15 protein-coding genes are annotated in these 23969 nt (G+C 75.6%); 10 read left to right on the plus strand and 5 right to left on the minus strand.

Annotated features, from left to right (window positions below; all coding sequences use genetic code 11):
• Positions 1 to 155 precede the first annotated feature (155 nt).
• From FYW95_RS04830 to FYW95_RS04845, 4 genes are read left to right on the plus strand one after another with little or no spacing between them, the layout of a single operon-like run.
• On the plus strand, positions 156 to 1118 hold the full coding sequence (locus tag FYW95_RS04830) for an LLM class flavin-dependent oxidoreductase (RefSeq protein ID WP_159941590.1): 963 nt from the start codon (positions 156 to 158) through the stop codon (positions 1116 to 1118).
• The gene (locus FYW95_RS04835; protein ID WP_160050043.1) at positions 1115 to 4075 is read left to right on the plus strand and encodes a lantibiotic dehydratase; all 2961 of its coding nucleotides are present in this window, start codon (positions 1115 to 1117) and stop codon (positions 4073 to 4075) included. The genes FYW95_RS04830 and FYW95_RS04835 overlap by 4 nt, the downstream gene beginning before the upstream one ends.
• Entirely contained in the window at positions 4072 to 5229 is a 1158-nt protein-coding gene (locus FYW95_RS04840; protein ID WP_159941592.1) for a lanthionine synthetase C family protein, read from the plus strand. The genes FYW95_RS04835 and FYW95_RS04840 overlap by 4 nt, the downstream gene beginning before the upstream one ends.
• Positions 5229 to 8939, plus strand: a complete 3711-nt coding sequence (locus FYW95_RS04845) for an ABC transporter ATP-binding protein (protein WP_159941593.1) — start codon at positions 5229 to 5231, stop codon at positions 8937 to 8939. The genes FYW95_RS04840 and FYW95_RS04845 overlap by 1 nt, the downstream gene beginning before the upstream one ends.
• Positions 8940 to 8949: 10 nt before the next feature.
• Here the strand turns inward: FYW95_RS04845 and FYW95_RS04850 are convergent, their stop codons facing one another.
• Positions 8950 to 9675 (minus strand): class I SAM-dependent methyltransferase, encoded by a 726-nt coding sequence (locus tag FYW95_RS04850; protein WP_159941594.1) that lies wholly within the window; start codon positions 9673 to 9675, stop codon positions 8950 to 8952.
• A gap of 270 nt (positions 9676 to 9945) precedes the next feature.
• Here FYW95_RS04850 and FYW95_RS04855 point away from each other — a divergent pair, with 270 nt between their 5' ends.
• From FYW95_RS04855 to FYW95_RS04865, 3 genes are all read left to right on the plus strand, one after another.
• Positions 9946 to 10875, plus strand: a complete 930-nt coding sequence (locus tag FYW95_RS04855; RefSeq protein WP_160050044.1) for a DUF6895 family protein — start codon at positions 9946 to 9948, stop codon at positions 10873 to 10875.
• 47 nt (positions 10876 to 10922) lie between these two features.
• On the plus strand, positions 10923 to 12152 hold the full coding sequence (locus tag FYW95_RS04860; RefSeq protein ID WP_159941596.1) for a cytochrome P450: 1230 nt from the start codon (positions 10923 to 10925) through the stop codon (positions 12150 to 12152).
• A 270-nt stretch (positions 12153 to 12422) separates the two neighbouring features.
• Positions 12423 to 13208, plus strand: a complete 786-nt coding sequence (locus FYW95_RS04865; protein WP_159941597.1) for a LuxR C-terminal-related transcriptional regulator — start codon at positions 12423 to 12425, stop codon at positions 13206 to 13208.
• 221 nt (positions 13209 to 13429) lie between these two features.
• Here FYW95_RS04865 and FYW95_RS04870 read toward each other — a convergent pair whose 3' ends face one another.
• Entirely contained in the window at positions 13430 to 14041 is a 612-nt protein-coding gene (locus FYW95_RS04870; protein ID WP_159941598.1) for a TetR/AcrR family transcriptional regulator, read from the minus strand.
• 153 nt (positions 14042 to 14194) lie between these two features.
• Here FYW95_RS04870 and FYW95_RS04875 point away from each other — a divergent pair, with 153 nt between their 5' ends.
• Positions 14195 to 15805 (plus strand): ABC-F family ATP-binding cassette domain-containing protein, encoded by a 1611-nt coding sequence (locus tag FYW95_RS04875; RefSeq protein ID WP_159941599.1) that lies wholly within the window; start codon positions 14195 to 14197, stop codon positions 15803 to 15805.
• A gap of 13 nt (positions 15806 to 15818) precedes the next feature.
• Here FYW95_RS04875 and FYW95_RS04880 read toward each other — a convergent pair whose 3' ends face one another.
• The 3 genes from FYW95_RS04880 to FYW95_RS04890 form a co-directional block, all read right to left on the minus strand.
• Positions 15819 to 16382 carry a DNA-3-methyladenine glycosylase I gene (locus FYW95_RS04880; RefSeq protein ID WP_159941600.1) on the minus strand — a complete coding sequence of 188 codons (564 nt, stop codon included), beginning with the start codon at positions 16380 to 16382 and terminating at the stop codon, positions 15819 to 15821.
• Positions 16383 to 16476: 94 nt separating this feature from the next.
• The gene (locus FYW95_RS04885) at positions 16477 to 18255 is read right to left on the minus strand and encodes an ABC transporter ATP-binding protein (protein ID WP_159941601.1); all 1779 of its coding nucleotides are present in this window, start codon (positions 18253 to 18255) and stop codon (positions 16477 to 16479) included.
• Complete coding sequence (locus FYW95_RS04890; RefSeq protein ID WP_370462976.1) at positions 18252 to 20006, minus strand: ABC transporter ATP-binding protein; 1755 nt, start codon at positions 20004 to 20006, stop codon at positions 18252 to 18254. The genes FYW95_RS04885 and FYW95_RS04890 overlap by 4 nt, the downstream gene beginning before the upstream one ends.
• A gap of 324 nt (positions 20007 to 20330) precedes the next feature.
• Between FYW95_RS04890 and FYW95_RS04895 the strand changes: the two genes are divergently transcribed.
• Entirely contained in the window at positions 20331 to 22382 is a 2052-nt protein-coding gene (locus FYW95_RS04895; protein WP_160050045.1) for a hypothetical protein, read from the plus strand.
• A gap of 28 nt (positions 22383 to 22410) precedes the next feature.
• The gene (locus FYW95_RS04900; RefSeq protein WP_159941603.1) at positions 22411 to 23952 is read left to right on the plus strand and encodes an ABC transporter substrate-binding protein; all 1542 of its coding nucleotides are present in this window, start codon (positions 22411 to 22413) and stop codon (positions 23950 to 23952) included.
• Positions 23953 to 23969: the final 17 nt, after the last annotated feature.

Genomic DNA, 23969 nt, shown 5'->3' on the forward strand with positions numbered 1-23969 from the left:
CGACGCCGGTCCCCGCCCGAGCCCGCCGCGGTCCCCCGAGGACCACGCCCGGGGCGGCGGTCGCCGACCGCCGCCCCGCGGCACCTTCCGAGGCGTCCCCACCCCTGTGCGAGCGCGGTGCCGCGGGCGCGGACCGGGCCGAGGAGGCAGTCCCCATGCACGAAGACACAGCGCGGCACCGGAAGGGGGCGCCGCCCGGCGGCGCGGACGCCCCACCGCCCCTGGGCCTGCTGGAGTACCTCGACCTCACCGAGAACCGCCCGGTCAGGGACAAGCGCGACACCGCCTTCGCCGCGGCCCTGCTCGCCGAACGGCTGGGCTACTCCCGCCTCTGGCTGCCCGAGCACCACGCCCGGGGCGTGCCCAGCACCAACCCCCTGCTCCTGGCCGCCGTCCTGGGCAGCCACACCCGGCGCGTGCGCGTGGGCACCGCCGTCACCCTGTCCCGGGTCCGCGACCCCCACCTGACAGCCGAGGACGTCGCCGCCGCCGCGCACTTCTGCCCCGACCGCCTCGACGTCGGCTTCGGGCGCGGCGACGTGAGCGGAGCCGCCGCCACGGACCTCGCCCACCTGCGCGAACGCGGGGAGGACGTCGGCGCCGCCATCGACACCACCCTCGCCCTCCTGCGCGGCGGCGCGGAGTGGATCGACCCCGTGGACACCGGCTTCCAGCTCTGGTCGCACGGCGCCGGGACCCGCTCCGCCGGGATCGCCGCCAAGGCCGGGGTGAACTACTGCCACGCCCTGTTCTTCAACACCGACGTGGACGCCTGCGTGCGCACCCTCGACGCCTACCGCGCCGCGCACCCCGCCGGGCGCACGGCCGTGGCCCTGGCGCTGGTGGCCAACGACGACGCCGCCACCGCCCGCGCCGACAGCCTCCGCCACGGCGTGCGGGTCAACTGCGCGGGCACCGCCGACCAGTGCGCCGAGGCGGTCCACCGCGTCCTCGCCCTCACCGGCGCCGACGAGGCGGTGGTCACCGAGCTCTCCAGCGACCCCGACGACCACCTGCGCGCCGTGTCGGAGGTCTTCGCCGCCGTACGCCGCGGGGCCGCCCAGCCCTCCGGGGCCGCCCCGGCCCCCGCGGCCTCCGCCGGAAGCGGTGCCCGGTGAGCGGCGCGGAATTCGGCCTGGTCCGCGTCCCCGTGCTCAGCGTCGAGGAGTCCGCGCGCATGGTCGCCGCGCAGGACGTCCACGACCCCGTCGCCGCGATGGCCGTCGACCTGGCCGCCGACCCCCACCTGCGCACCGCCGCCCGGACCCAGGAGCGCGCCCGGGCCACCCTGCTGCGCTACCTCGCGCGCATGGGCGGCCGGGCCACCCCCTACGGGCTGTTCGCGGGGACCGCCCCGCTGTCCGTCGGGGAGGAACGCGACCTGGAGGCCGACTCCCGGGACCGGCACCGCGTGCGCGTCCGCGTGGACGTGCGCGCCCTGGAGGACACGGTCGCCGCCGCCCTCGCCGACGCCGACCCCGACGACGTCCCCCTGCGCCGCAACCCCGTGGCCCGCGTCGGGGACACCGCCGTGCGCTTCGCCGCCCCGGGCGACGCCACCGCCGCCGTGGTGAGCGTCCGGCGCACCGAGGCGATCGACACCGCGCTGGCCGTCCTCGGCGACGCCGGGATGAGCGCCTCCGCCCTGGCCGGCGCGCTCGCCGAACGGCTGCCCGGAGCCGCCCCCGACCGCCTGCTCGGCTTCGTCCGCGGCCTGCGCGGCAGGGGACTGCTCCAGCCCTCCGACGGGCTGGTCGCCCCCGGGACCGAGCCCGCCGACCGGGCCGTCCGGCTCCTGGACGCCGTCGGCGACCGCGACCGCGCCGCCGCCGTGCGCGCCCTGCTGTCCGACGCCGCCGGGGAACGGACCTTCGACACCGGGCTGCGCGACCGCCTCGACGCGGCCTGGGAGCGCGCCGCCGGACACGCGCCCGCCCTGGCCCCGGTCCGCCACGCCGAGCGCTTCGACCTGCACCCCGAACTCGCCATGCGCGCCGCGCGCCTGGACCGGCGCACCGTCGCCGACCTGCGCGCCGCCGTGCGCCGCGTGGCCTCCCTCGCCTCCCCCGGCCCGGCCCCGGGCCTGGACATGGCCGCCTTCCGCGCCGCCTTCGCCCAGCGCTTCGAGGACGCCGAGGTGCCGCTGCTCCAGGCGCTGGACCTGGAGTCGGGCGTGCTCCGACCCGCCGGGCGGGGCGCCTCCGAGCTGGCGGCCAGGGCCGGGCTGCGCACCGAAACCCCGGCCGCGGCGCCCGCGGTCACCCCGGAGCTGCTCGACCTCCTCGGGCGCTGGAGGTCGGACCGGGGACCCGACGACGGCGGCTCCGTGGACATCTCCCACCTGCCCGAGGCCGACGCCGACGGCTCCCGTGCGCTGCTGGCCGTCCTGCTCGGCGACGCCGACCCAGCCGCCCACGACGGGCCGCACAGCATGCTCGTGGGCGGTGTGGGCCGGGCGCCGCACGCACTCCTGGCCCGCTTCGGCCTGCGGCGCCCCGCCGTCGCCGACCGGATCCGGGAGGAGGTGGCCCGCGCCCGCGAGGAGCGCCGCGCGGGCGGCCCGGAGGAGGACCCCATCCACGCCGAACTCGTCTACCACCCCGGCGGACGCATCGGCAACGTCCTGGTGCGCCCCCGCCTGCTGGACGAGACCATCGCGCTGACCGGCGCCCACGCGGGCACCCTGCACCTGGACCGGCTGCTCCTGCAGCTGCGCCCCGACGGTTTCCGGCTGCGCGACTCCCTGACCGGCCGCCCCGTCCTGGTGGAGCTCAACACCGCCCACAACGTCGACTTCCACGGCCTGGACCCGGTCTACGCGGTCCTCGGCCACCTCGCCGCGTCCGGCGGCGCGGGCTGGTCGTGGGGCCCGCTGGCCCGCCTGCCCCGCCTGCCGCGCGTCACCTGCGGACGGGTCGTGGTGAGCCCCGAGCGGTGGCTGCTCACCGGAGAGGAGGTCGCCGCCGTCCTGGCGGCCCCCTCCCCGGCCGCCGAGCTGCGCCGCCGCCTGCCCGGGATCGGCGGACGCACCTGGGTGGGCACAGGCGAGTACGACCACGTGCTCCCCGTGGACCTGCGCGAGGACGCCTCGGTGCGCGCCGCCCTGGACCGCGCCGGCGGCCGCGACACCGCGTTCGTGGAGATGCCCCAGGCCGAGGCGCCCGCCGTGCGCGGCCCCACGGGCCGCCACGTCGCCGAGGTCGTCGTGCCCGCCGGACCCGTTCTGCGCGAGCCGCCCCGCCCCGCGCCCGGCACGGTGGCCCTGGACCGCGACCACGGCCGCGCCTGGGTCTACGCACGCCTGTACTGCGGGCCCGCCGCGGCCGACCGGGTGGTCGCGCGCGCCCACCGGCTCTCCGCCGAGCTGCGCGCCGCCGGAACGGCCGACCAGTGGTTCTTCCTCCGCTACCAGGACGCGGACGGCTACCACGTGCGGGTGCGCGTGCGCCCCGCGCGGCGCACGGCCCGCCCCGACGTGCTGGCGGCCGTGGACGCGCTCGGCGGCGGCCTGTCAGAGGAGGGGGTGGTCAGCCGGGTCGTCCTGGACGAGTACGTGCCCGAGGTGGCGCGCTACGGCGGCGCTGAGGGCCTGCGGGCCGCCGAGCACCTCTTCACCGCCTCCAGCGACCGCGTGGCCGCCGCCCTGCCCGGCCTCGCCGACGAGTCCGCCCGCCTCCACCAGGCGGTCGCCGACACCACCCACTGGTGCGCCGAGCTGTTCGACTCCTTCGACGAGCGCCAGGGGTTCCTGCGCGCGTGCCGGGACGGCCTGGGGGTGTCCCCCACCCGGGAGGGCAACCGCCTCGGTAAGTTCGTCCGCGGCCGGGAACGCGACCTGCGCGCCCACCTGGCGGACGCCCGCCCCGACGAGGACGTGGCCAAGGCCCTGGTCGCGCTGGCCGCCGCGCAGGCGCCCGGGTCCGCGTCCCGGAGCCGCTGGTCGGTGTTCGGCTCCGCGCTGCACCTGCACCTGAACCGGACCTTCGCCTTCGACGCGGTCCGGATGGAGTACCTGGCGCACGAACTCGCCCTGCGCCACCTGCGCCGCCTGCACGCCCTGGAGGGGAAGCGATGAACGAGGAGGACACGCTGCGCCTGGCGCGGCTGTTCCTGGCAGACATGGACGCCGGGGTGCGCGAGGCGCCCGCCTTCCCGCTGCTGCTGGACCTGGCCGTGGCCCGGGCGGAGTTCACCCGGGCCACCGGAGAGGAGCACGGCGCGGAGGAGGCCTTCCGCGAGGCGGTGGGCCTGCTGCGCTCCGGCGGCGGCACCGGACCCTGGCTGTACCGGGGCGCCGCCCAGGCCGGGTGGACCGCGCTGCGCCTCGCCCGTGCGCGCGGCGCCGAGCCCGCCGGGCTCGCCGCCGTGGACGAGGCCGTGCTGCGGTGGATCGCCGACTACCCGGCCGAGGGCGGGGTCGACCTGCCCATGGGCCTGCTGGGCCTCGGCGTGTACGCCCTGGCCCACCCCGACGCCGGATTCCGGGACAAGGCCACCTCCGGGGTCCTGGACGTGGTCGAGGAGCGCGTCGAGCGCGACGGCGACGGCCTCCTCCTGCGCCTGGGCGACTCCCCGGCCCGGCGCGCCGACCAGTCCGCGCTCTGCCGGGTGCTCGGCGCCGCCCACGGCACCGCCGGGCTCGTGGCCTACCTGGCCTCGGCCGCCGGGACCGCCGCCGCGCCGCGCGCCCGCCCCCTGCTCGACGACGCCGCGCGCTGGCTGCGCGCCCAGCGCGTCGGCTTCGCCCACTCCGTCTTCCCGCACCGCGTCGAGACCCGCTACTCCCCAGCCCGCGCCACCTGGTGCTCGGGCGACCCGGGCGTCGCGCTGGCGCTCACCGCCGCCGCCGGGGTCACCGGGGACGCCCGCGACGCCGACCTGGCCCGCACCACCGCCCTGGCGGTCGCCACCCGGCCCGAGGAGGACTGCGGGATCACGGACGGCTGCCTCTGCCACGGCGCCGCCGGACTGGTCTGGTTCGGCCGCCGCGCCCACGACGACCACGGCCTGGCCGAGGGGCTGGAGTGCGCCCGGCACTGGACCGCCTGGCTGGCCGAGCGGCGCGAGCGGGGCCCCCTCACCTACTTCAACCCCGCCGGGATGATCCGCGACGCCTCCTTCCTGGAAGGGGACGGGGGCGTGGCCCTGGCCCTGCTCTACGCGGCCACCGGGACGCGCCCCGCGTGGGAGCAGCTCGTCCTGGCGCGCCCCGTCACCCCGGAGGCGTGATGACCGACTCCCCGCCACCGGCCGCCCAGGCGGCCCGGGGCCGCCACTGGTCCCTGCGGCTGCTGTCCGCCTGTCGGCGCCACCCGGGACTGACCGCCGCCGTGGTCGCGGCGGCGGTCCTGGGTACGGGCCTGACCGCCCTGGCTCCGCTGGCCGCCCAGATCGCCGTGGACGACGCCGTCCGGGGGCGCACGGACCGGATCGTCCTGCTCGCCCTCGCCCTGCTGGGCGCCGCCGCCCTCCAGTTCACCGGCACCTTCGCCCGCCAGTTCCTGTCCGGCAAGCTCGCCCTGGGCGTCCAGCACGACCTGCGCACGGCCGTGTTCGACTCGGTGCAGCGTCTGGACGGGGGCAAGCAGGACACCCTGCGCACCGGGCAGGTCATGGCGCGGGCCAACGTCGACCTGCAACTGGTCCAGGGACTGCTGGCCACCGCGCCGCACGCCCTGGGCGGCCTCGTGCTCGTCGTGTTCGCCTTCTCCGTGATGCTGTGGCTCTCCCCGGTGCTCACCGTGGTGGCGGCCGCCGTCCTGGCCTCCCTCGTCGTGGTGACCGTGCGGGTCAGCCGGCGCATGCCGCCCGCGACCATGGCCGTGCAGCGGCGCACCGCCGAGATCACCCAGCACGTCGAGGAGACCGTGACCGGTGTCCGCGTCGTCAAGGCGTTCGGCCAGGAGGAGCGCGAGACCCGGCGCCTGGCCGACCTCGCCGCGCGCCTGTTCGGCGAGCGCATGCGGGTGGCCCGCATGCAGGCCGGGCCCGGCGCCACCCTGGGCGTGCTGCCCTACCTCGGCCAGACCGCCGTCCTGGTGGCGGGCGCGTGGCTGGTCATGCGGGGGGAGGTGTCCCTGGGCGCCCTCGTCGCCTTCTCCGGGTACATGGTCACCCTCACCGCGCCCTCGGCCGCCCTGTCCAACCTGGTCATGAGCGCCCAGCTGGTCCGGCCCGCCGCCCTGCGCGTGTTCGACCTCGCCGACTCGCGCCCCGACGTCGCCGACGCGCCCGACGCCGCGGACGTGCCGGACGGGCCGCTCGGGGTGGAGCTGGACGGGGTGCGGTTCGGCTACACCCGCGACGCCGCGGTGCTCGACGGCCTGTCCCTCACGGTGCGCCCCGGGGAGACCCTGGCCCTGGTCGGCCCGCCGGGCTCGGGCAAGTCCACGGTCGCCCTGCTGCTGCCCCGCTTCTACGACGCCACCGGGGGCGCCGTCCGGATCGGCTCGCCCGGGGGAGCGGTGGACGTGCGGTCGCTGCGGCTGCGCTCGCTGCGCTCCGCGGTCGGCGTCGCCTTCGAGGAGCCCTTCCTCTTCTCCGGATCGGTGGCCGACAACATCGCGCACGGCCGGCCGGAGGCCACCCGCGACCAGGTCCGGGCGGCGGCCCGCGCCGCCGGGGCCGACGGCTTCGTCTCGGGCCTCCCCGACGGCTACGACACCCCGGTCGGCGAGCGCGGCCTGACCCTGTCCGGCGGGCAGCGCCAGCGCGTGGCCCTGGCCCGCACGCTCCTGGGCGACCCCCGCGTCCTGGTGCTGGACGACACCACCTCGGCCGTGGACGCCGCCACCGAGGAGGCGATGCTCGCCGCCCTGGCCGAGGCCGCCGACGACCGCACCGTACTCCTGGTGGCGCACCGCCGCTCCACCCTCGCCCTGGCCGACCGCGTCGCCGTGCTCGACGGCGGCCGCGTGGTGGACGTGGGCACCGCCGCCGAGCTCTCCGGGCGCTGCCCGCTCTTCACGGAGCTGCTGGCCGACGACGGCCCCGGCGGCGGTGACCCCGCCGACGCGGTCTCCGCCGGATCCGCTTCCGGCAGCGGCGGCGCCGCTGACCGGGCTCCCGCCGACGGCGCCTCCCGGCTGTGGCCCGAACCCGAACCCGAACCGGCGCCGTCCGACCCGGACGAGGCCGCCCTGCCCGCCGCCGGCGACCGGCCCGCCGAACGCCTGTCGCGGATCCCCGAGGAGGACGCCGGGACCCGGTTCGGCGTCCGCCAGGTGCTGGCGCCGGTCCGGACGCTGCTGGCCCTCGCCGTCCTGCTGGTCCTGGCGGACGCGCTGGCCACCACCGCCCTGCCCGTCGTGCTGCGCTGGGGCCTGGACCACGGCGTCGCCCCCGGCGACGGGAGGGCGGTCGCGGGCGCGGGCGCGGCGGCCCTGGCGCTCGTCGCGGCCAACTGGTGGGTGCTCGCCCTCCAGCCCCGGGTGGTCACCCGCACCGGGGAGAGCGCCCTGTACGCCCTGCGCCTGCGCGTCTTCCGGCACCTGCACCGGCTCGGCGTGGACTACCACGAGCGTGAGCGCGGCGGCGGGACCATGACCCGCATGACCACCGACGTCACCGCACTGTCCACGTTCGTCGAGAGCGGTCTCACCATCGTCGTGGTCAACGGCGCCACCGTGCTGGGGATGGTCGTGGCGATGCTCGTGCTGGACGCGGCCCTGGCCCTGGTCGCCCTGGCGGCCCTGCCCGTGCTGCTCGCCGCTACCCTGTACTTCCGCCGGTGCGTGTCGGTGGCCTACACCCTGGCCCGGGAGCGGATCGGCGAGGTCAACGCCGACCTCCAGGAGCAGGTGGCGGGCGCCCGCGAGTCCCAGGCGGCCGGGGCCGAGGCCGGGGCGAGCGAGCGCTTCGCCGCCCTGTCCGACCGCTACCGCCGGACCCGGCTGACCGCCCAGCGGCACATCGCCCTGTACTTCCCGTTCGTCACCCTGCTCGGTGACGTGTCCACCGCCGCCGCCCTCGGCGTGGGCGCCTACCGGGTGGCGGACGGGAGCCTGTCGGTCGGCGTCCTGACCGCCTTCCTGCTCTACCTCGGCATGTTCTACGCCCCCTTCCAGCAGCTGTCAGTGGTCTTCGACAGCTACCAGCAGGCGCGGGTGGGCGTGGACCGCGTCGGCGACCTGCTGCGCACGCCGCCCACCGCGGCGGCCGCGCGCCGACCGGTCCCCGTACCGGTCCGGCGCGGCGGCGGCCGGGTGCGCCTGGAGGGGGTGTGCTTCGGCTACCCCGGCGCGGGCGCGCCCGCCCTGCGCGACGTCACCCTGTCCGCCGACCCGGGCGAGACGGTCGCCCTCGTCGGGGAGACCGGGGCCGGGAAGTCCACGGTGGTCCGGCTCGTCGCCCGGTTCCACGACCCCGACCGGGGCGCGGTCCTCGTGGACGGGACGGACGTGCGCGACCTCGACCCGGCCGAGCACCGGAGCAGGCTCGGCCTGGTGCCCCAGGAACCGCACCTGTTCACCGGCACCGTGGCCGACAACGTGCGCTACGGGCGCCCCGGCGCCACCGACCGCGAGGTGGAGGCGGCGGTCCGGGCGGTCGGCGCGCTCGACGCGGTGGCCGCCCTGCCCGGCGGGCTGCGCCACCCGGTCGGCGAGCGCGGGCGCGGCCTGTCCACGGGACAGCGCCAGCTCGTCGCGCTGGCCCGGGCCCACCTGGTGGAACCGGACGTCCTGCTGATGGACGAGCCCTCGGCCGCGTTCGACCCGGCCACCGAGCGCGCCGTGCTCGACGCGGCGGAGCGCCTGTCCCGGGGGCGGACCACTTTCGTGGTCACCCACAGCCTGGCCACGGCCGCCCGCGCGGACCGGATCGCGGTGCTCGACGGCGGCCGGGTGGTCGAGACGGGCACGCACGGGGACCTCCTGGCCGCGGGAGGGGCCTACGCCCGCCTGTGGGAGGGCAGCGGCGCCGGGCCCGTCCCGGTCTGAGCGGCGGGGGTCAGCGCGTGGTCTGGGGGACCCGGTGGTCGGGCATCCGGAAGTAGATCATCGGGTTGTCGGTGCTGGTGCGCACCGGCTCGCCCAGGCCCAGCTCCTCCCGCAGTTCCAGGAGGGCGGTGTAGGGGGCGGGGGCCTTCTTCCGTGAGGCGGTGAAGAAGTCCGTGCCGGTCCGGCGCAGCCACGACAGCACCACGGCGCCCTCGGTGAACGGCAGCGCACGCTTGCCGTGGAAGACGTCGTGGACGCTCACCGGGGTACCGGGGGCGACGCGGGGGAACAGCTCGGACAGGTACCACCGGGCGAACCGGCCGTTGTGCGCGGCGTCCACGAACAGGTAGCCGATGCCCTCCGGGATCCGCTCCGTGTTCTGGCGGACGTCCCCCTTGTGGAACTCCCACCGGCCCAGGGCCAGGTCGGAGGGCACGTTCGCCACCACGTTGTCCACGATGTCGAAGGAGTGCAGCGTGCCCGCGCCGTTGTCGCGCAGCGCCGACAGGATCCACGTGGTGGACCAGCCGTGGAAGGTGCCCAGCTCCATCACCGTGTCCGGCCGGGCCTCGCGCAGCAGCAGGTAGGTGATCTCGGCTTCGAGGTCGTCCAGCTGCGGTGTCATGGTGCCGCGAGTGCGCCGAAGGAACGCGCGCTGCGCGTCGCGGACCTCGGCCAGCGGGTCCCGGTACCTGCGGTACAGGTCCCCGATCAGCGACAGGTCGATATCCCCCATACCGTCCCCCTCCAGTGTCCGTTGGGTGTCGTCCGGCGCCTGCGTTCCCGGCGCCGGGCGGGCTTGACCGTACCCTCGGAGGGGGCGCTCACACCAGCCTCCCCACCGCGCGTCACGGCGAACACGGGCTTTTCTCCTCCCCAGGGAGGAGGGACCGACCTTCGGCCCGCCCCGGCCGGTCCGCGGGAGGGGCGCGCGTTTCGTTCCCCGGACCGAGGCGCGCCGCCGGCGCCCGCCCTAGGGTCGGGGAGGAGACCACGGGGAGGACCGATGGGCACGGAGACGGGAACACCGACCCCGCAGCACGGCACCGCGTCCGGAGTGCTGGACGGGGCCCTGGCCTGGCTCACCGACCACGCACCGTGGTTCGGGACGCGGTGGGACGAGCACTTCCCGCCGCGCGACTTCGCCGGGGCCACCGTTCTGGAGCTGCTCATGCTCTGCCGCCTCCTGCGCCGGGGCGGCCCGGGGGCCGCGCACCCCGGGGCCGCACGGCTGGAGCGCGCCGCCGTGGCCGCGGCCCTGGACGTGCTCCCCGAGGCCGGGGACGCGCCCGGTCCCGCCGGTCCCGCCCACCGGCTGTGGCTGCTCGCCCTGCTCGCCGACCTGGGCCGCCCCACGGGGACCGTGACGGCCCTGGCCGAGCGGCACCCCCCGGCCGTGCCCGGGCCGGGGACCTCACCGGTGCACGCCCTGGAACTGCGGCACGTCCTCGGCCTGGCCGGGCTGCCCGCCCCCCCGGAGCTGCCCGGCACCGAGCCGCTCTACGACGCCTGTGTGGCCGAGCACGCCGGGCGGACCGGCGAGTACGACGCCTACGGAGTCACCCACACCGTCCTGTACGCCACCGACTTCGGGGCGCGGCCCCTGCCGGGCGACGCCTCGCGGATGGCCCGGGTGCTCACCGGGCTCCTGCGCGCCTACCTGGACGAGGGCCACCTGGACCTGGCCGCCGAGCTGCTCCTGTGCGCACGGATCGCCGGAGGCGCCGACCCCGGCCTGGAGCGGCGGGGCTGGGAGGAGCTCGCCGCGGCCCAGCGTCCCGACGGCTCCCTGCCCGGACCCCCCTTCGACGCGGCCGTCCTGGCCGGGCGCGCGGGGGAGCGGGCCACCGCCTACGTGTTCCGCACCTGCTACCACACGACCCTGGTCACCGCGATGGCCGCCGCCAGAGCCGGGGCGCCCGCCGCCCGCCCGTGAACGCGGGGTCCGGCGAAGGCGGGGTCGGCGAAGAGAGGAACGAGTCCATGGCCGACAGCCCGACCCGGACGGCCGGCACCCCGACCCGCCCGGCGTGCCCGGTGAGCCTGCCCACCGCCCGCGAGCACGCCCTGGACCCGCCTCGGCGGTTCGCCGAGCTCCGGGAGGAGTCGCCGATCACCCGGCTGGCCCTCCCCGACGGCACGGAGGGGTGGCTCGTCACCGACTACGAGCTGGCCTGCGACGTCCTGGCGGACCAGCGGTTCAGCGCGCGCCAGGACCTGCGCGTCCCGCCCGGCGGCCAGGAGCCGCCGCCTCCGGCGGCGCCCGGCTTCTTCGTCCGGATGGACGCGCCCGAGCACACGCGCTACCGCAGGCACCTGGCCGGGCAGTTCACCCGGCGGCGCATGGCGCTGCTGGAGCCGCGCGTGGCGGAGATCGCGGAGGAGTACGCGGAACGCATGGCCGCCGGGGGAGCCCCCGCGGACCTGGTGCGCGACTACGCCCTGCCCGTGCCGTCCCTGGTCGTCTGCGAGCTGCTCGGCGTCCCCTACGCGGAGCGGGACCGGTTCCAGCGCGACACGGCGGTCGCCTTCGACGTGGAGCAGCCCGCGGAGCGAGTCACGGCGGCGCTGTCCGACCTCAGCGCCTTCCTGGCCGACCTGGTGCGCTCCAGGAGCCGCAGCCCCCGGGAGGACCTGGTCAGCGGGCTGCTGGGCACCGGCGACCTGACGGAGGAGGAGGTCACCGCGATGACCTTCCTGCTGCTGGTCGCCGGGCACGAGACGACCGCGAGCATGCTCTCCCTGGGCGTGTTCGCCCTGCTCACCGGGCCCGCCGGGTGGCGTGGGGCGCTCACCGGCCCCGATCGGCGGCGGTCGGAGCGGGTCGTGGACGAGCTGCTGCGCCACCTCACGATCATGCAGTTCGGGGCGATGCGGGTGGCGCGGGAGGACCTGGAGGTGCGCGGGGAGCGCGTGCGGGCGGGCGAGGCGGTCGTGGTCTCCCTGGCCGCCGCCAACCGCGACCCGAGGGCCTTCCCCGAACCCGACGCGCTCGACCCCGACCGGGAGCGGCCCATGCACCTGGCCTTCGGGGTGGGCGCGCACCACTGCCTGGGCCACCAGTTGGCCCGGATGGAACTGCGGATCGGGTACGGCGCGCTGTTCCGGCGCCTGCCGGATCTGCGGTTGGCCGTCGCGCCGCGGAACGTCCGTATGCGCGACGCCTCCGCGGTGTACGGGGTGCAATCCCTTCCGGTGGCCTGGGGCGCGTGAGTAGGTAAGTTTCGCGGAACGGGGTGCCCCGAAGGATGGGGTGCCCCTAACGGCACCCTGGATGTTCGGCTGGAAAAGACCCACTGGACCTGTTGGGAATTCTCCGGCCCCCTGACCTGCTCAAACAAAAATTAATGCTATATGTCTGAAATGTCCCTGGCGTGGGATCGTCAAACCTTGCCCTTTCCCCTGGTGGCGCCTCGTATTTCGGTTCCCGTGGCCACATGTGGCCACGGGGCGAGGGTGTACCGGTACGGGATCGGGGATTTAATGACGGTTGGATTGTTTCGGCACGGATGCCTCCGGGGTCAACTTCCTCCCCCACGCCCGGCGGTCCCGACGCAAAAGGGGATAGGTCCACTGATTACCCGCGTACTCATTATCGGTGACCAGGACGTAGTAAGACTGGGGCTGTGTACGGCCTTCGACGCGACGGACGACATCAAGGTCGTCGGAGAGACGGGCGACCTGCGGGGAGCCGTGGCCAAGGCCCGGCATCTCCGTCCGGACGTGGCCGTCGTCGACATGGTCGCCCTGGGGGAGAGGGGGAACGAGGTGGTCCGCGAGCTCGCCGAGCTGCGCGACACCCGGGTCCGCGTTCTCGCCCTGTCGGTGCCCAACGAGAGGGAGAACCTCGTCTCCTGCCTGCGGGCCGGAGCGGGCGGATACATCCTCACCGGCAGCGAGATGTGCGTCATCACCGACGCCGTGCGCTCGCTTCGGGAGGGCAACACCGTGCTGGACCCCGCCGTGGTCGGCACCGTCGTGGAGGAGTTCGTCCGCTACGAGGCGGCCGTGCGCGTGGGCCCGGACGAGGATCCGGAGTCCTCCTGGCGGGAGGAGTTCACCTCCCGCGAGAAGGACGTCGTCGCGCTGGTCGCGACCGGAGCCAGCAACGCCGAGATCGCGCAGATCCTCGGGCTGTCCGAGACGACCATCAAGTCACACGTGTCCAGCGTGCTGGCCAAACGGGGGCTGCGCAACCGCGTCCAGCTCGTGGTCTGGGCCTTCCGGAGCGGGTTGGTCCCGGTCCGCAGCAGGGCCAGCGTGGCCTGACCGCGCTCCGTGGAACCGCCCCCTGACCCCGGGGTTCCCCCGCAGGACCGCCCGTTCGGCGGCGCGTGGGCACGCCGCCACCGCCCGTCGGCCGTCTCGGGCCCCGCGCGCCCCCTCCGCCGGGACGACCGTCGAGTTCCACTCCGTGTCGTCCGGACCCGCGGGCCCTCCACCGCACACGGTCCGTGCGCGGCCGCGACGTGCGCTCCCGCCCCGCGGCGTCAGCCGCCGGGCACGAAGGCGCCCCGGGCCGCGGCGTCGGCGGTGACCCGGGCGGCCAGGCGCAGGTCGGCCGGTGCCACGGGCTCGCGGCTGACGAAGAGCCGGTAGTAGACCGGGGCGATCGCCGAACGCACCACCTGCGCGGGGTCGGTGCCCTCGGGAACCTCGCCCCGGGCGGCGGCCTCGGCCACCACCACGGCGGCCCGCTCGTGCCGGTCGACCATGAACACCCGCAGCGCCTCAGCCACCCGGGGGGAGGCGAAGGCCGCCGCGACGGAGGCGGCCGACACGGCGCCCTCGGGCGCTTCGGTGAAGCCGTGCAGCACGGCCCGGGCCAGGGCGAGCAGGTCGGTGTACAGAGAGCCCGTGCGCTCGGGCTCCCAGGTGCGGGAGGCGGACCACTCCAGCGCCGCGGCCACGAGCCCGTCCGCCCCTCCCCAGCGCCGGTAGACGGTGGCCTTGTGGACGCCGGAGCGGGCGGCCACGCGCTCGACGGTGAGCGCGGCGTAGCCGTGCTCGCCCAGCTCGTCCAGGGTGGCCTGGAGTACGGCGGCGGTGTTGCGCGCGGTGCGGCCGCCGGGTCTGGCGGTCCCGGGAGTGTCGGGGGTCATAACGCAACTGTAGTTGCATTTGCTGGCCACTCCTGTCATGCTCGCTATTGCGACAACAGTCGCATCAAGTGCTCCGAAGGAGGAGAGTCCGATGGGCCGAGGACACGAGATCCCCCGTTCCCAGGCACAGCTCCCCGCCCGTTGGAGGTCCGCTTGTCCCCGTCCCTCTCCGTCGTCTGCACCGGCCTGTCCTTCGCATGGCCCGACGGCACCCCCGCTCTGACCGGCCTGGACGCCGCCTTCGGCACCGGTCGCACCGGGCTCGTCGGCCGCAACGGCAGCGGCAAGTCCACCCTGCTCCGCCTCGTCGCGGGGCGGCTGACCCCCGCCTCGGGCACGGTGACGGTGCGCGGCGACGTCGGCTACCTCGACCAGGGCCTGGCCCTGGACACCGGCCGCACCGTGGCCGAACTGCTGGGCGTCGACCGCGTCCGCGCCGCACTGCACGCCATCGAGGCGGGCGCGGCCACCGAGGCCAACCTCGCCGCCGTCGGCGAGGACTGGGACGTGGAGGAGCGCGCGCTCGCCCAGCTCGAACGGTTCGGCGTCGACCTGGCCGGGGACCGGCCGCTGGACCGGCCCGTCGGCACCCTCTCCGGAGGGGAGGCCGTGCTGACCGCGCTCGCCGGACTGGCCCTGCGCCGCCCCGCCGTCACCCTGCTCGACGAGCCCACCAACAACCTGGACCGCCGGGCCAGGGAACGGCTGCACGAGGCGGTCGCCTCCTGGCGGGGGGTGCTCATCGTGGTCAGCCACGACCGGGAGCTCCTGGACCGGGTCGACCAGATCGCCGAACTGCGCGACGGCCGGGTCCGCGTGTGGGGCGGCAACTACTCCGCCTACGCCGAGCAGCTGGCCGCCGAACAGGAGGCGGCGCGGCGCATGGTGCGCGTGGCCGAGGCCGACGTGCGCCGGGAGAAGCGCCAGCTCGCCGACGCGCACGTCAAGCTCGCCCGGCGGGTGCGCTACGGCAAGAAGATGTACGACACCAAGCGCGAACCCCGCGTGGTCATGAAGCAGCGCAGGCGCGACGCCCAGGTTGCGGCGGGCAAGCACCGGATCATGCAGGAGGAGAAGCTGGCCGGGGCACGCGAGGAGCTCGACCGGGCGGAGGGGGCCGTCCGCGACGACGACACCATCCGCGTCTCGCTGCCCGGCACCGAGGTCCCGGCCGGCCACACCGTGCTGGAGCTGCGCGGCCCCGGCGACGGGCGGCTGTACCTGCGAGGCCCCGAACGGGTGGCGCTGGTCGGGCCCAACGGCTCGGGCAAGACCACCCTGCTCCGCGCGGTGGTCGGCGAGGCGGACCACCCCGCGGTCGGGGTGGCGCACGCGACGGAGCGGATCGGGTACCTGCCGCAGCGGCTGGACGTGCTGGACGAGGACCGGAGCGTGCTCGACAACGTGCGGGCGGCCGCGCCCTCGGCTTCGCCGCAGCGGGTGCGGGCCCACCTGGCCCGGTTCCTCGTCCGGGGCGACCGGGTGGGGCAGCGGGCGGGCGACCTGTCCGGCGGGGAGCGGTTCCGGGTGGCCCTGGCCCGGCTGCTGTTGGCGGACCCGCCGCCGCGGCTGCTGGTCCTGGACGAGCCCACCAACAACCTCGACCTGGACAGCCAGCGCCAGCTCGCCGAGGCCCTCGCCGACTACCGGGGCGCGTTGCTCGTGGCCAGCCACGACCACGCGTTCCTGCGGGAGGTGGGGGTGCGGCGCTGGTGGCGGACCGAGCGCGGGCGCCCTCCCGTCGAGGCGCCGGAACCGGGCTGAGCCCCGGCCGCGCTCAGCCCGGTTTGGCCGGGCAGCCCACCAGGTGGTCCTCGACCACGCCGACAGCCTGGAGGTAGGAGTAGACGATGGTCGTGCCGACGAAGGTGAAGCCGCGCTTCCTGAGGTCCCGGCTGACGCGGTCGGACAGCGCCGTGCTCACCGGCACCTGGGACTGCTCGGTCCAGCGGTTGACCACCGGGTCGCCGTCCACCCAGCCCCACAGGTAGGCGGCGAAGGAGCCGTACTCCCCGCGCACCCGCTGGAAGGCCCGCGCGTTGCGGGGGAGCGAGGCCACCTTGAGCCGGTTGCGGATGATCCCGGCGTCCGCCAGGAGGCGGTCGGTGTCCGGCTGGCCGTACGCCGCGATCCGGTCGGGGTCGAAGCCCTCCAGGGCCCGCCGGTAGTTCTCCCGCTTGTTGAGCACGGTGGACCAGGACAGCCCGGCCTGGGCGCCCTCCAGGACGAGCATCTCGAACAGGTGGGCGTCGTCGCGGGAGGGCCTGCCCCACTCCTGGTCGTGGTAGTCCCGCATCAGGTCGGACGGCCCCCGTGCCCAGGCGCAGCGTTGATCGGACATGGCGGCTCCTCGCGGGGTGTGGCGGCGGTCTGCCGCCCATCCTGCCCGGCCCCGGTGACAGACGGCGGGGGCCCACCCCCACGGCCGGGCGCACTCAGCCGGTGCCGTGCCAGGCCCGCCACAGGGCGGCGTAGGCGCCGTCGGCGGCCACCAGGGCGTCGTGGGTGCCCAGTTCGGTGATTCGGCCGTCCTCCACCACGGCCACCCGGTCGGCGTCGTGCGCCGTGTGCAGCCGGTGCGCGATCGCGACCACCGTCCGGCCCTCCAGGACCGCGCCCAGGGAACGCTCGGTGTCACGGGCGGTGGTGGGGTCCAGCAGTGAGGTGGCCTCGTCCAGCACCACCGTGTGCGGGTCGGCCAGCACCACCCGGGCCAGGGCCAGCTGCTGGGCCCGCGCCGGGTCCAGCGCCGCACCGCCCGCGCCCAGCGGCGTGTCCAGCCCCTGCTGCAGCCCACGCGCCCAGTCCGCGCCCACCGCCGCCAGCGCGGCGAGCAGGGACGCGTCGCCGGCGTCCTCGCGGGCGATGGCCAGGTTCTCCCGCAGCGTCCCCGCGAACACGTGGTGCTCCTGGTTGACCAGGACGATCCGTCTGCGCAGCTCCTCGGTGGGCAGGTCGGCCACCGGGACCCCGCCCACCAGCACGCTCCCCGAGCGCGGGACGTCCACCCCCGCCAGCAGGCGGCCCAGGGTGGTCTTGCCCGCCCCGGAGGGGCCCACGACCGCCAGTCTCTCCCCCGGTCGCAGGGTCAGGTCGATTCCGCGCAGGACCTCCTCCCCGTCGGTGTAGGCGTAGCGGGCTCCGCGCACCTCGATCCGGTCGTCGACGGGGGACGCCGGCGCGGAGGCGGGGGCGGTCGCGGCCCGCCCGATCCCGCGCAGCCGCGCGAACGAGGCCGTACCGCTCTGGAGCTGTTCGACCCAGAACATGATCTGGCTGGCCGGAGGGCCCACCTGCTGGGTGTACAGGCAGCAGGTCACCACCGTGCCCAGGCCCAGCGCGCCGTCCAGGTGGAGGAACCCGCCGACCAGCAGCACCAGCACGGTGGGCAGGGCGAAGGACGCGTCGCTGACCGGGAACAGCACCGAGCGCAGGCGCAGGGTCCGCCGCCGGGCCTCGTGGAGCCGCCAGGCGTCCCCGTCGGTGTGCGCCACCCGCGTGCGCGCCAGCTTGAGCGCTTCCACGGTGCGCCCGCCCTCGGCGGTGGCGGTCACCCCCTCCAGGGCGGTCGAGGTGGCCTCCCCCTCGGCCAGGTAGGCGGCCCGCGACCGGCGCAGGTACCAGCGCAGCGCCCACCAGACCGGGGGGAGCGCCACCAGCACGACCGCACCCAGCGGCGGGCTCAGCCAGAACAGCGCCGCCAGCGGGAAGAGGATCTGCATCAGGGCGGGGAACACCTCGGGTATCCCGCCGCGCAGGGTCCGGCCGACCACGCCCACGTCCCCCGAGGCCCGGTTGGTCAGGTCTCCCGTGCCCGAGCGCTCCACCACCCGGGTGGGCAGGGCCAGGGCCCGGTCGACGAACTCCTCGCGCACCCGGCCCAGGGCCCGCTCCCCGAACCGGTAGGCACCCAGCTGCGCGTAGCGGGTGAGCACCAGCTGTGCCAGGGCACACGCCAGCACCCCGGCGGCCAGGCCGTCGACCGCCGCCACGGAGGCGTCGCCGTCCTCCACCAGGTCGATGATCCGGCCCAGCAGATAGGGGCCGACCAGCCCCACCACGCTGGCCAGGCAGGTCAGGACCACGGCCCAGGACAGCCTCCGGCGGTCCGCGCGCAGGATCCGCCAGGCGTCCCCGCGCACGGTGGCGGGATCCGCCACCGGCAGCCGCTGGTCGGGCCGCCCGCCGTCCGCGGCCGGTGTCGGAGCGGTCATCCCGGTATCCCCTCGTCGGTTCCGCGCAGGACCAGCGCCCGGTAGTCGGACCGCTCCCGCACCAGCTCCCCGTGCGTGCCCGCCGCGACCGCGCGTCCCGCGGACAGCAGGACCACCCGGTCCGCGCGGGCCAGCAGCAGCGGCGAGGTGCCCACCACCACGGTCGTGCGCCCCCGGCGGGCCTCGCGCAACCGGTCGGCGACCAGCGCCTCGGTGTGCGCGTCCACGGCCGAGGTGGGCTCGACCAGCAGGAGCACCTCGGGGTCCGCCAGGACCGCCCGGGCCAGCCGCACCCGCTGGCGCTGTCCGCCGGACAGGTTGCGGCCCCGGGCCTCCACCGTCGAGTCCAGGCCGTGCGGCATGGCGGAGACGACGTCCAGCGCCCCGGCCGTGCGCAGGGCCCGGGTGACCTCCTCGTCGGTGCGGTCGCCGTGCACCGCCACCACCTCGCGCAGCGGCCCGGGGAAGAGGTAGTCCTCGTCGTCGCTGAGCAGGACGCGGTCGCGCAGGGGCCCCAGGTCCATGTCCCGCATCGGGGCCCCGCCCCAGAGGGCGTCGGAGTCCTCGTGGTGGCCCAGCCGCCGCGCGACCGCGGCCGCCTCCCCCGGCGTCACGGACACCAGGGCCGTCATCGAGCCCGGCGGTATCCGGGTGCCGGTCGCCGGGTCCTCCAGCCAGGCGGGGCCGTCGGGGCAGGGCGCGCGGCCTCCGCCCCGCGCCGGGGGCTCGGTGCTCAGCAGCCGGGCCACCCGTTCGAGGGAGGCGTACCCCTGGGCGAGGTCCCTGGCCGCCGTCGCCAGGAAGAACACCGGGTAGACGAGCGCCGCCACGTACCCGTACACGGCGACCACCTCGCCCGGGGTGATCTCCCCGGCCGCCGCCAGCCGGGCGGCGATCCAGGTGACCGCGGCCAGGAAGACCAGCGGCAGGCACAGGTTGACCGCCTCGAACCAGCTGGTGGCCGCACCCACCCGGTACCCCTGCCGCAGCAGTGACGCCGAGCGCTCCCGGTACCGGGTCAGGAACCGCTCCTTGCCGCCGATCCCGCACAGCACCCGGAGCCCGGTCACGATGTCGGCCGCCAGGGTGGTCAGAGCCCCCTCCTGCCGCCGGTACTCCGCCTGCCTGGCGTGCATGCCGCGCAGCAGGGGGCCGACGGCCAGGGCGAGCAGCGGCACCCCGACCCCCGCGACCACCGCCAGCAGCGGGGACACGGTCAGCAGCAGGGCGGCGACCCCGCAGTAGGCCAGGACCGCGCCCACCCCCGGACCGGTCATGGTGAGGATCTGCGCGATCCGGACGGTGTCCAGGACCTGGACCGCGGCCAGTTCGCCCGAGGTCAGGCGCCGGGACAGCGCCGACCCCAGGCGGGCCGCGTGCCTGGCCACCGCCCGCATGGTGCGCAGCGAGGCGTCCATCCGGACGAAGGTCATGGTGCGGTGCCGCATGATCGAGGTCGCGGCGTTGAGCACCACCGCCGCCGCCAGCGCGGAGGCCCACAGCAGCAGCGCGCCGGGGTCCCCGGCGCGCAGGCCGTCGTCCACGGCCCGGGACAGGAGGTAGGGCGCCGCGATCAGCCCGGCCATCCACACGATGCTCCAGAAGGCGCCGGTCAGGACCCTGCGCCGTTGGGAGACGATGATCCACCACAGGTAGTGCCAGGGGCCGCGGGCGTCGGGAGGACCGGGCGGGGGCAGCGGCGGGGAGGCCGCGGGTGTGTGCGCGTCGGCGGTCGCCGCGGTCCCGGTGATCGTCACGAACCCTCCGTTTCGCTTGGGGAGTCTCGTCCCATCACACCAGGACCGGATCAGTGGCGAAAGAGGTTTTGTGCCGCTGGGGAAAAGCGGTCCGGGCGGATCCCGCTCACCTTTCCCGCTCGTCTTGCTGAACTCCCTTCAGTAACATCATTAACTTCTTCAACAAAAAGCATTAAAGTTATCAAACGAGTCATACATCGGATCATTCACATAACGCATGTGTCACAAAAAACGGCTAGGATCATAAATCCGCGTTGAACGCGCATCATGGTGCGGGAAGTCCGAAACCGACAAGAGAAAACGGGAGGCGGCGCGGGCGTGGCTACGGGTACGGAGGCGCCGGACGGTGACGCACCACCGGTCGGACAGGCGGCGCAGTCCACCTGCTACGACACACTCACCGACCCCGGGTGGTCGGGCCCGCGGGGAAGCCGCCGGCCCGTCCTGGTCGTGCACGGGCCGCAGGGCAGCGGGAAATCCCACTTCCTCCGGCACAAGGCGCGCGAACTGGAGGACTACGGTGTCCCCTACGCCCACCTGGACCTGGCCTCCGCCCGATACCACTCCAGCGTTCCGGACGTCTTCGCCGCCATCGCCTCCCCCGAGGAGAGAGGGCTCGCGCGGGCGCTGAAATACTACGGACGCCTGCGCTTCCCCCGGCTCTGGACCGCCCTCGTCACCATCCGTCTGGACATCGACCCGGAGGAGGCCCCGGCCGAGGGCGCGCTCCAGACCGGGACGGACGGGGCGCACGCCAGGATCGCCGAACTGGTCAACGAGGTCTGGCCCACCGGCCTGGGCGGACTGGGCAGGGTCCTGGGCGGCGCGGGTGACCTCATCCCGCCCGCCGAGCTGATCGGCGTCGAACCGCTTCCCGTGGACATCGCCAAGTGGGTCGCCGCGGTCTCCGGGATGGGGGCCCACGCCCTGGAACGCGTCTTCGAGTGGATGCGCGGCCAGGGCCACGGCGCCCAGCCCCGGGAGCAGGTGACCGACTCCCTCTACCACCTGTGGTGCCAGGCCAGGGACCCCGACGCCGTGGACCCCGTCTCCCGCGTCTCCAACCGGGAGAAGGTGGCGCGCTTCCTCGCCGACGCCCTGTTCGCCGACCTGCGCAACGCCGCCAGGAAGATCACCCGCCAGCCGACCCCCGTGGTCCTGTTGGACAACGCCGACCAGGGTGTGGGACCGGTGCTCCTCCGCTCCCTGGCGGAGGTGCCGGTCCCCTACGGCAGACCGTCCCTCCTCGGCGGCGCGGGCTTCCCCGAACCGCTGACCGTGGTCGCCACCAGCGCCGGAACGGTCGACGGCCTGCCGCTCGAATCCTTCTACGGGGACAGCGCCAGGAACATGCTGTTCTCCCCCCTGAGCCCCCTGAACCCGGGAAACGTCGAGGAGCTGGTCTCCCGGGCCCGCGCCCGCTCCGGGGGTGGCGGCCACGTCTCCCAGGAGATCGCCGACATCCTCCTGGAGTTCACCGGCGGGCACCCCGGGACCACCGCCCAGCTCGCCGGGGCCTGGGTCGCGGTCGGCGGCGAGGGCCTGCACGAGGCGCTCTCCCACCGGCCGGTCGACCCGGCCACCCGGATGCGGTCGGCCTCCACCGTCGAGGAGCACATGCTCACGACCGCGCTCGGCACCGCCCCCGACCAGCTCGACCACCGCCTGCGGGAGGCGCTCGTGACCTGCTCCGCCGCCCGGAGCGTCGACGCGGCCCTGTGGCTGAACCGGGCGGGCGACCTCACCGAACGGGTGGAGGAGGAACGCCTCCTCGCCCACCCCCTCTGGGATCCGCGGAACCCGGAGGCGACCACCGTCCTGCGCCGCCTGCTGTTCCGGAGCCTGGCCAGGCGCCCCACCGGGTCCCCCGGCGCCTGGGACGCCGTCCACCGCAGGCTCGCCGACTACTACCAGAGCGGAGAGGCCGGTACCGGCGACTCCGTCGAGTTCGAGATCTACCACCGCCTCTGCGCCGGACAGCTCGAACGCGTGGCCTGGCACCTCCAGGGCTGGCTCGTCTCCCCCGACGTCGACGGGCGGGAGTGGGTCCGCAGGCTCCGGGCCGTGACCTCGGCTCCCCGGCGCACCCGGCCGTCCTACCCCCTCCTGGACTCCTGGGCGCACACCTGGCGCGGCGCGGTGCCGGAGGGGAGGACGGAGGACTCCGAGGAGACCGAGACCGTGGCCAAACTCGTCACGGCGCGCCAGATCCTCGCCGATCCCGACTTCTTCTCCTCCGGCGCCCTGCACTCCGCCTGCCACATGGCGCTCAACCACCTCGCGGAGCGGGTCCCCACCGGGGCCAACCACCTCTACGACGAGGCGATCTGGCACCTGCAGATGGCCGCCAGGTTCGGGACCGCGGTGTGAGCGGCAGCCTGACACGGAAGGGACGAACATGACCGCCCCCCTCGACGCGCCGGGAACCCGGGGCCGCTCGCCCCACCGGCCGAGCTCCCCCCTCGCGCGGTGGCTGCGACGGTGGTGGAAGCTCCTGGCCCCCGCCGCGGTGGCCCTCCTCCTCGTCCTGGGCCTGCTCTACTGGAACGTCTTCACCTGCGGCGGACCCCTCAACGGGGTGCGCCGGATCGACGGGCAGTGCGTCGGCGTCACCGACGGCGCCCACCTCTACCACGAGGCGTACGAGGAGGTGCAGGCCGACATCGCCCGGGAGAACGCCCGCGTGGCCGAGGAGGCCGACGGGCACGTCGTCCGGATCGCCCTGCTGGGAACCCTCACCTTCGGTGACGTCAGTCCCATGGACCCCACCCGTATGCGGCGGTCCCTGGAAGGCGCCTACACCGCACAGATGCGCGCCAACCACTCCCACCACTTCGGAGACCGCAAACCCCAGATCCAGCTGCTCCTGGCCAACATGGGCGGACGGCAGCGGCAGTGGGAGCCGGTGGTGAACGACCTCGTCGCCCTGTCCGAGGACGAGGAGCGGCCCCTGGTCGCCGTCATCGGCATGGGCGTGAGCATCGACTCCACCCGCGACGTGGCCCGGGTCCTCAACGAGCACGACATCCCCATGGTCTCCGCCGCGGTCACCGCCGACGGCCTCGCGCACGACCAGACCGAGGGGCTGGTGCGCGCCGCGCCCAGCAACACCGAGTACGTGCGCGCCCTGAGGGCCTACCTGGACGCGCTGGACGAGCCGGTGCGCGCCACCCTGGTCTACGACACCACCGAGCCCGACCTGTTCGTCACCACCCTGCGCGAGGCCTACCGGGACCAGCTCGGCGGCTTCCTCACCGGCCACGCCCAGGAGTACGTCGGCACGACCGGCGACACCCCGCCCCGCTCTGGCCTGTTCCACACGGTGACCCTCAACGTGTGCGCCTCGGGCACCGACACGGTGCTCTTCGCGGGCCGCGCCCCGGACCTGCGGCAGTTCCTGGGCTCCCTGGCCAGCCGGGCCTGCTCCGACCGGCCCCTGCGGGTGCTGTTCGCCGTCATCGGGCTGTCGCCGCTGGACGACGAGGAGGTCATGGCCCACCTGCGGGACGGGAACCTCACCCTGGTCTACGCCTCGGCCACCGACCCCCGCTGGGCGTCCGGGGACCCCTCGGCCGAGGCGCCGCCGCACTACGCGTCCTTCGTCAACGCCTTCCACGAGTACGTCGGCGACGACGACCCCAGCGCGTTCAACAACGGGTACGCCCTGGTCAACCACGACGCCTTCGCCGTGGCGGCCAGCGCCGTGCGGATGACCAACGGGATGGACCTGGAGGGGCCGCCCACCGCGACCGAGGTGGGCGCCCAGCTGATGCTGCTCAACAGCGCCCACGAGGTCAGGGCGGGCGGCGGGGTCCTCAGCTACAGCGGCGAGTACGGGGGCGAGGCGATCGGCAGGTACGTGCCCGTGGTCGAGCTGCCGCTGGACGGCGACCTGCCCGCGCCCGACCCCTACGTCATCGGCGGCGCCGGGGACCGGTGAACCCGCGCCGCGTCCGC

This window comes from Nocardiopsis sp. FR4, assembly GCF_009830945.1.
Lineage (GTDB): Bacteria > Actinomycetota > Actinomycetes > Streptosporangiales > Streptosporangiaceae > Nocardiopsis.

Coding starts and splice junctions, on each gene's coding strand:
- FYW95_RS04865 (WP_159941597.1), top strand. CDS start 12,423: ATGACGGTTGGATTGTTTCGGCACGGATGCCTCCGGGGTCAACTTCCT.
- FYW95_RS04850 (WP_159941594.1), bottom strand. CDS start 9,675: ATGGGGGATATCGACCTGTCGCTGATCGGGGACCTGTACCGCAGGTAC.
- FYW95_RS04845 (WP_159941593.1), top strand. CDS start 5,229: ATGACCGACTCCCCGCCACCGGCCGCCCAGGCGGCCCGGGGCCGCCAC.
- FYW95_RS04900 (WP_159941603.1), top strand. CDS start 22,411: ATGACCGCCCCCCTCGACGCGCCGGGAACCCGGGGCCGCTCGCCCCAC.
- FYW95_RS04870 (WP_159941598.1), bottom strand. CDS start 14,041: ATGACCCCCGACACTCCCGGGACCGCCAGACCCGGCGGCCGCACCGCG.
- FYW95_RS04880 (WP_159941600.1), bottom strand. CDS start 16,382: ATGTCCGATCAACGCTGCGCCTGGGCACGGGGGCCGTCCGACCTGATG.
- FYW95_RS04860 (WP_159941596.1), top strand. CDS start 10,923: ATGGCCGACAGCCCGACCCGGACGGCCGGCACCCCGACCCGCCCGGCG.
- FYW95_RS04855 (WP_160050044.1), top strand. CDS start 9,946: ATGGGCACGGAGACGGGAACACCGACCCCGCAGCACGGCACCGCGTCC.
- FYW95_RS04840 (WP_159941592.1), top strand. CDS start 4,072: ATGAACGAGGAGGACACGCTGCGCCTGGCGCGGCTGTTCCTGGCAGAC.
- FYW95_RS04830 (WP_159941590.1), top strand. CDS start 156: ATGCACGAAGACACAGCGCGGCACCGGAAGGGGGCGCCGCCCGGCGGC.
- FYW95_RS04885 (WP_159941601.1), bottom strand. CDS start 18,255: ATGACCGCTCCGACACCGGCCGCGGACGGCGGGCGGCCCGACCAGCGG.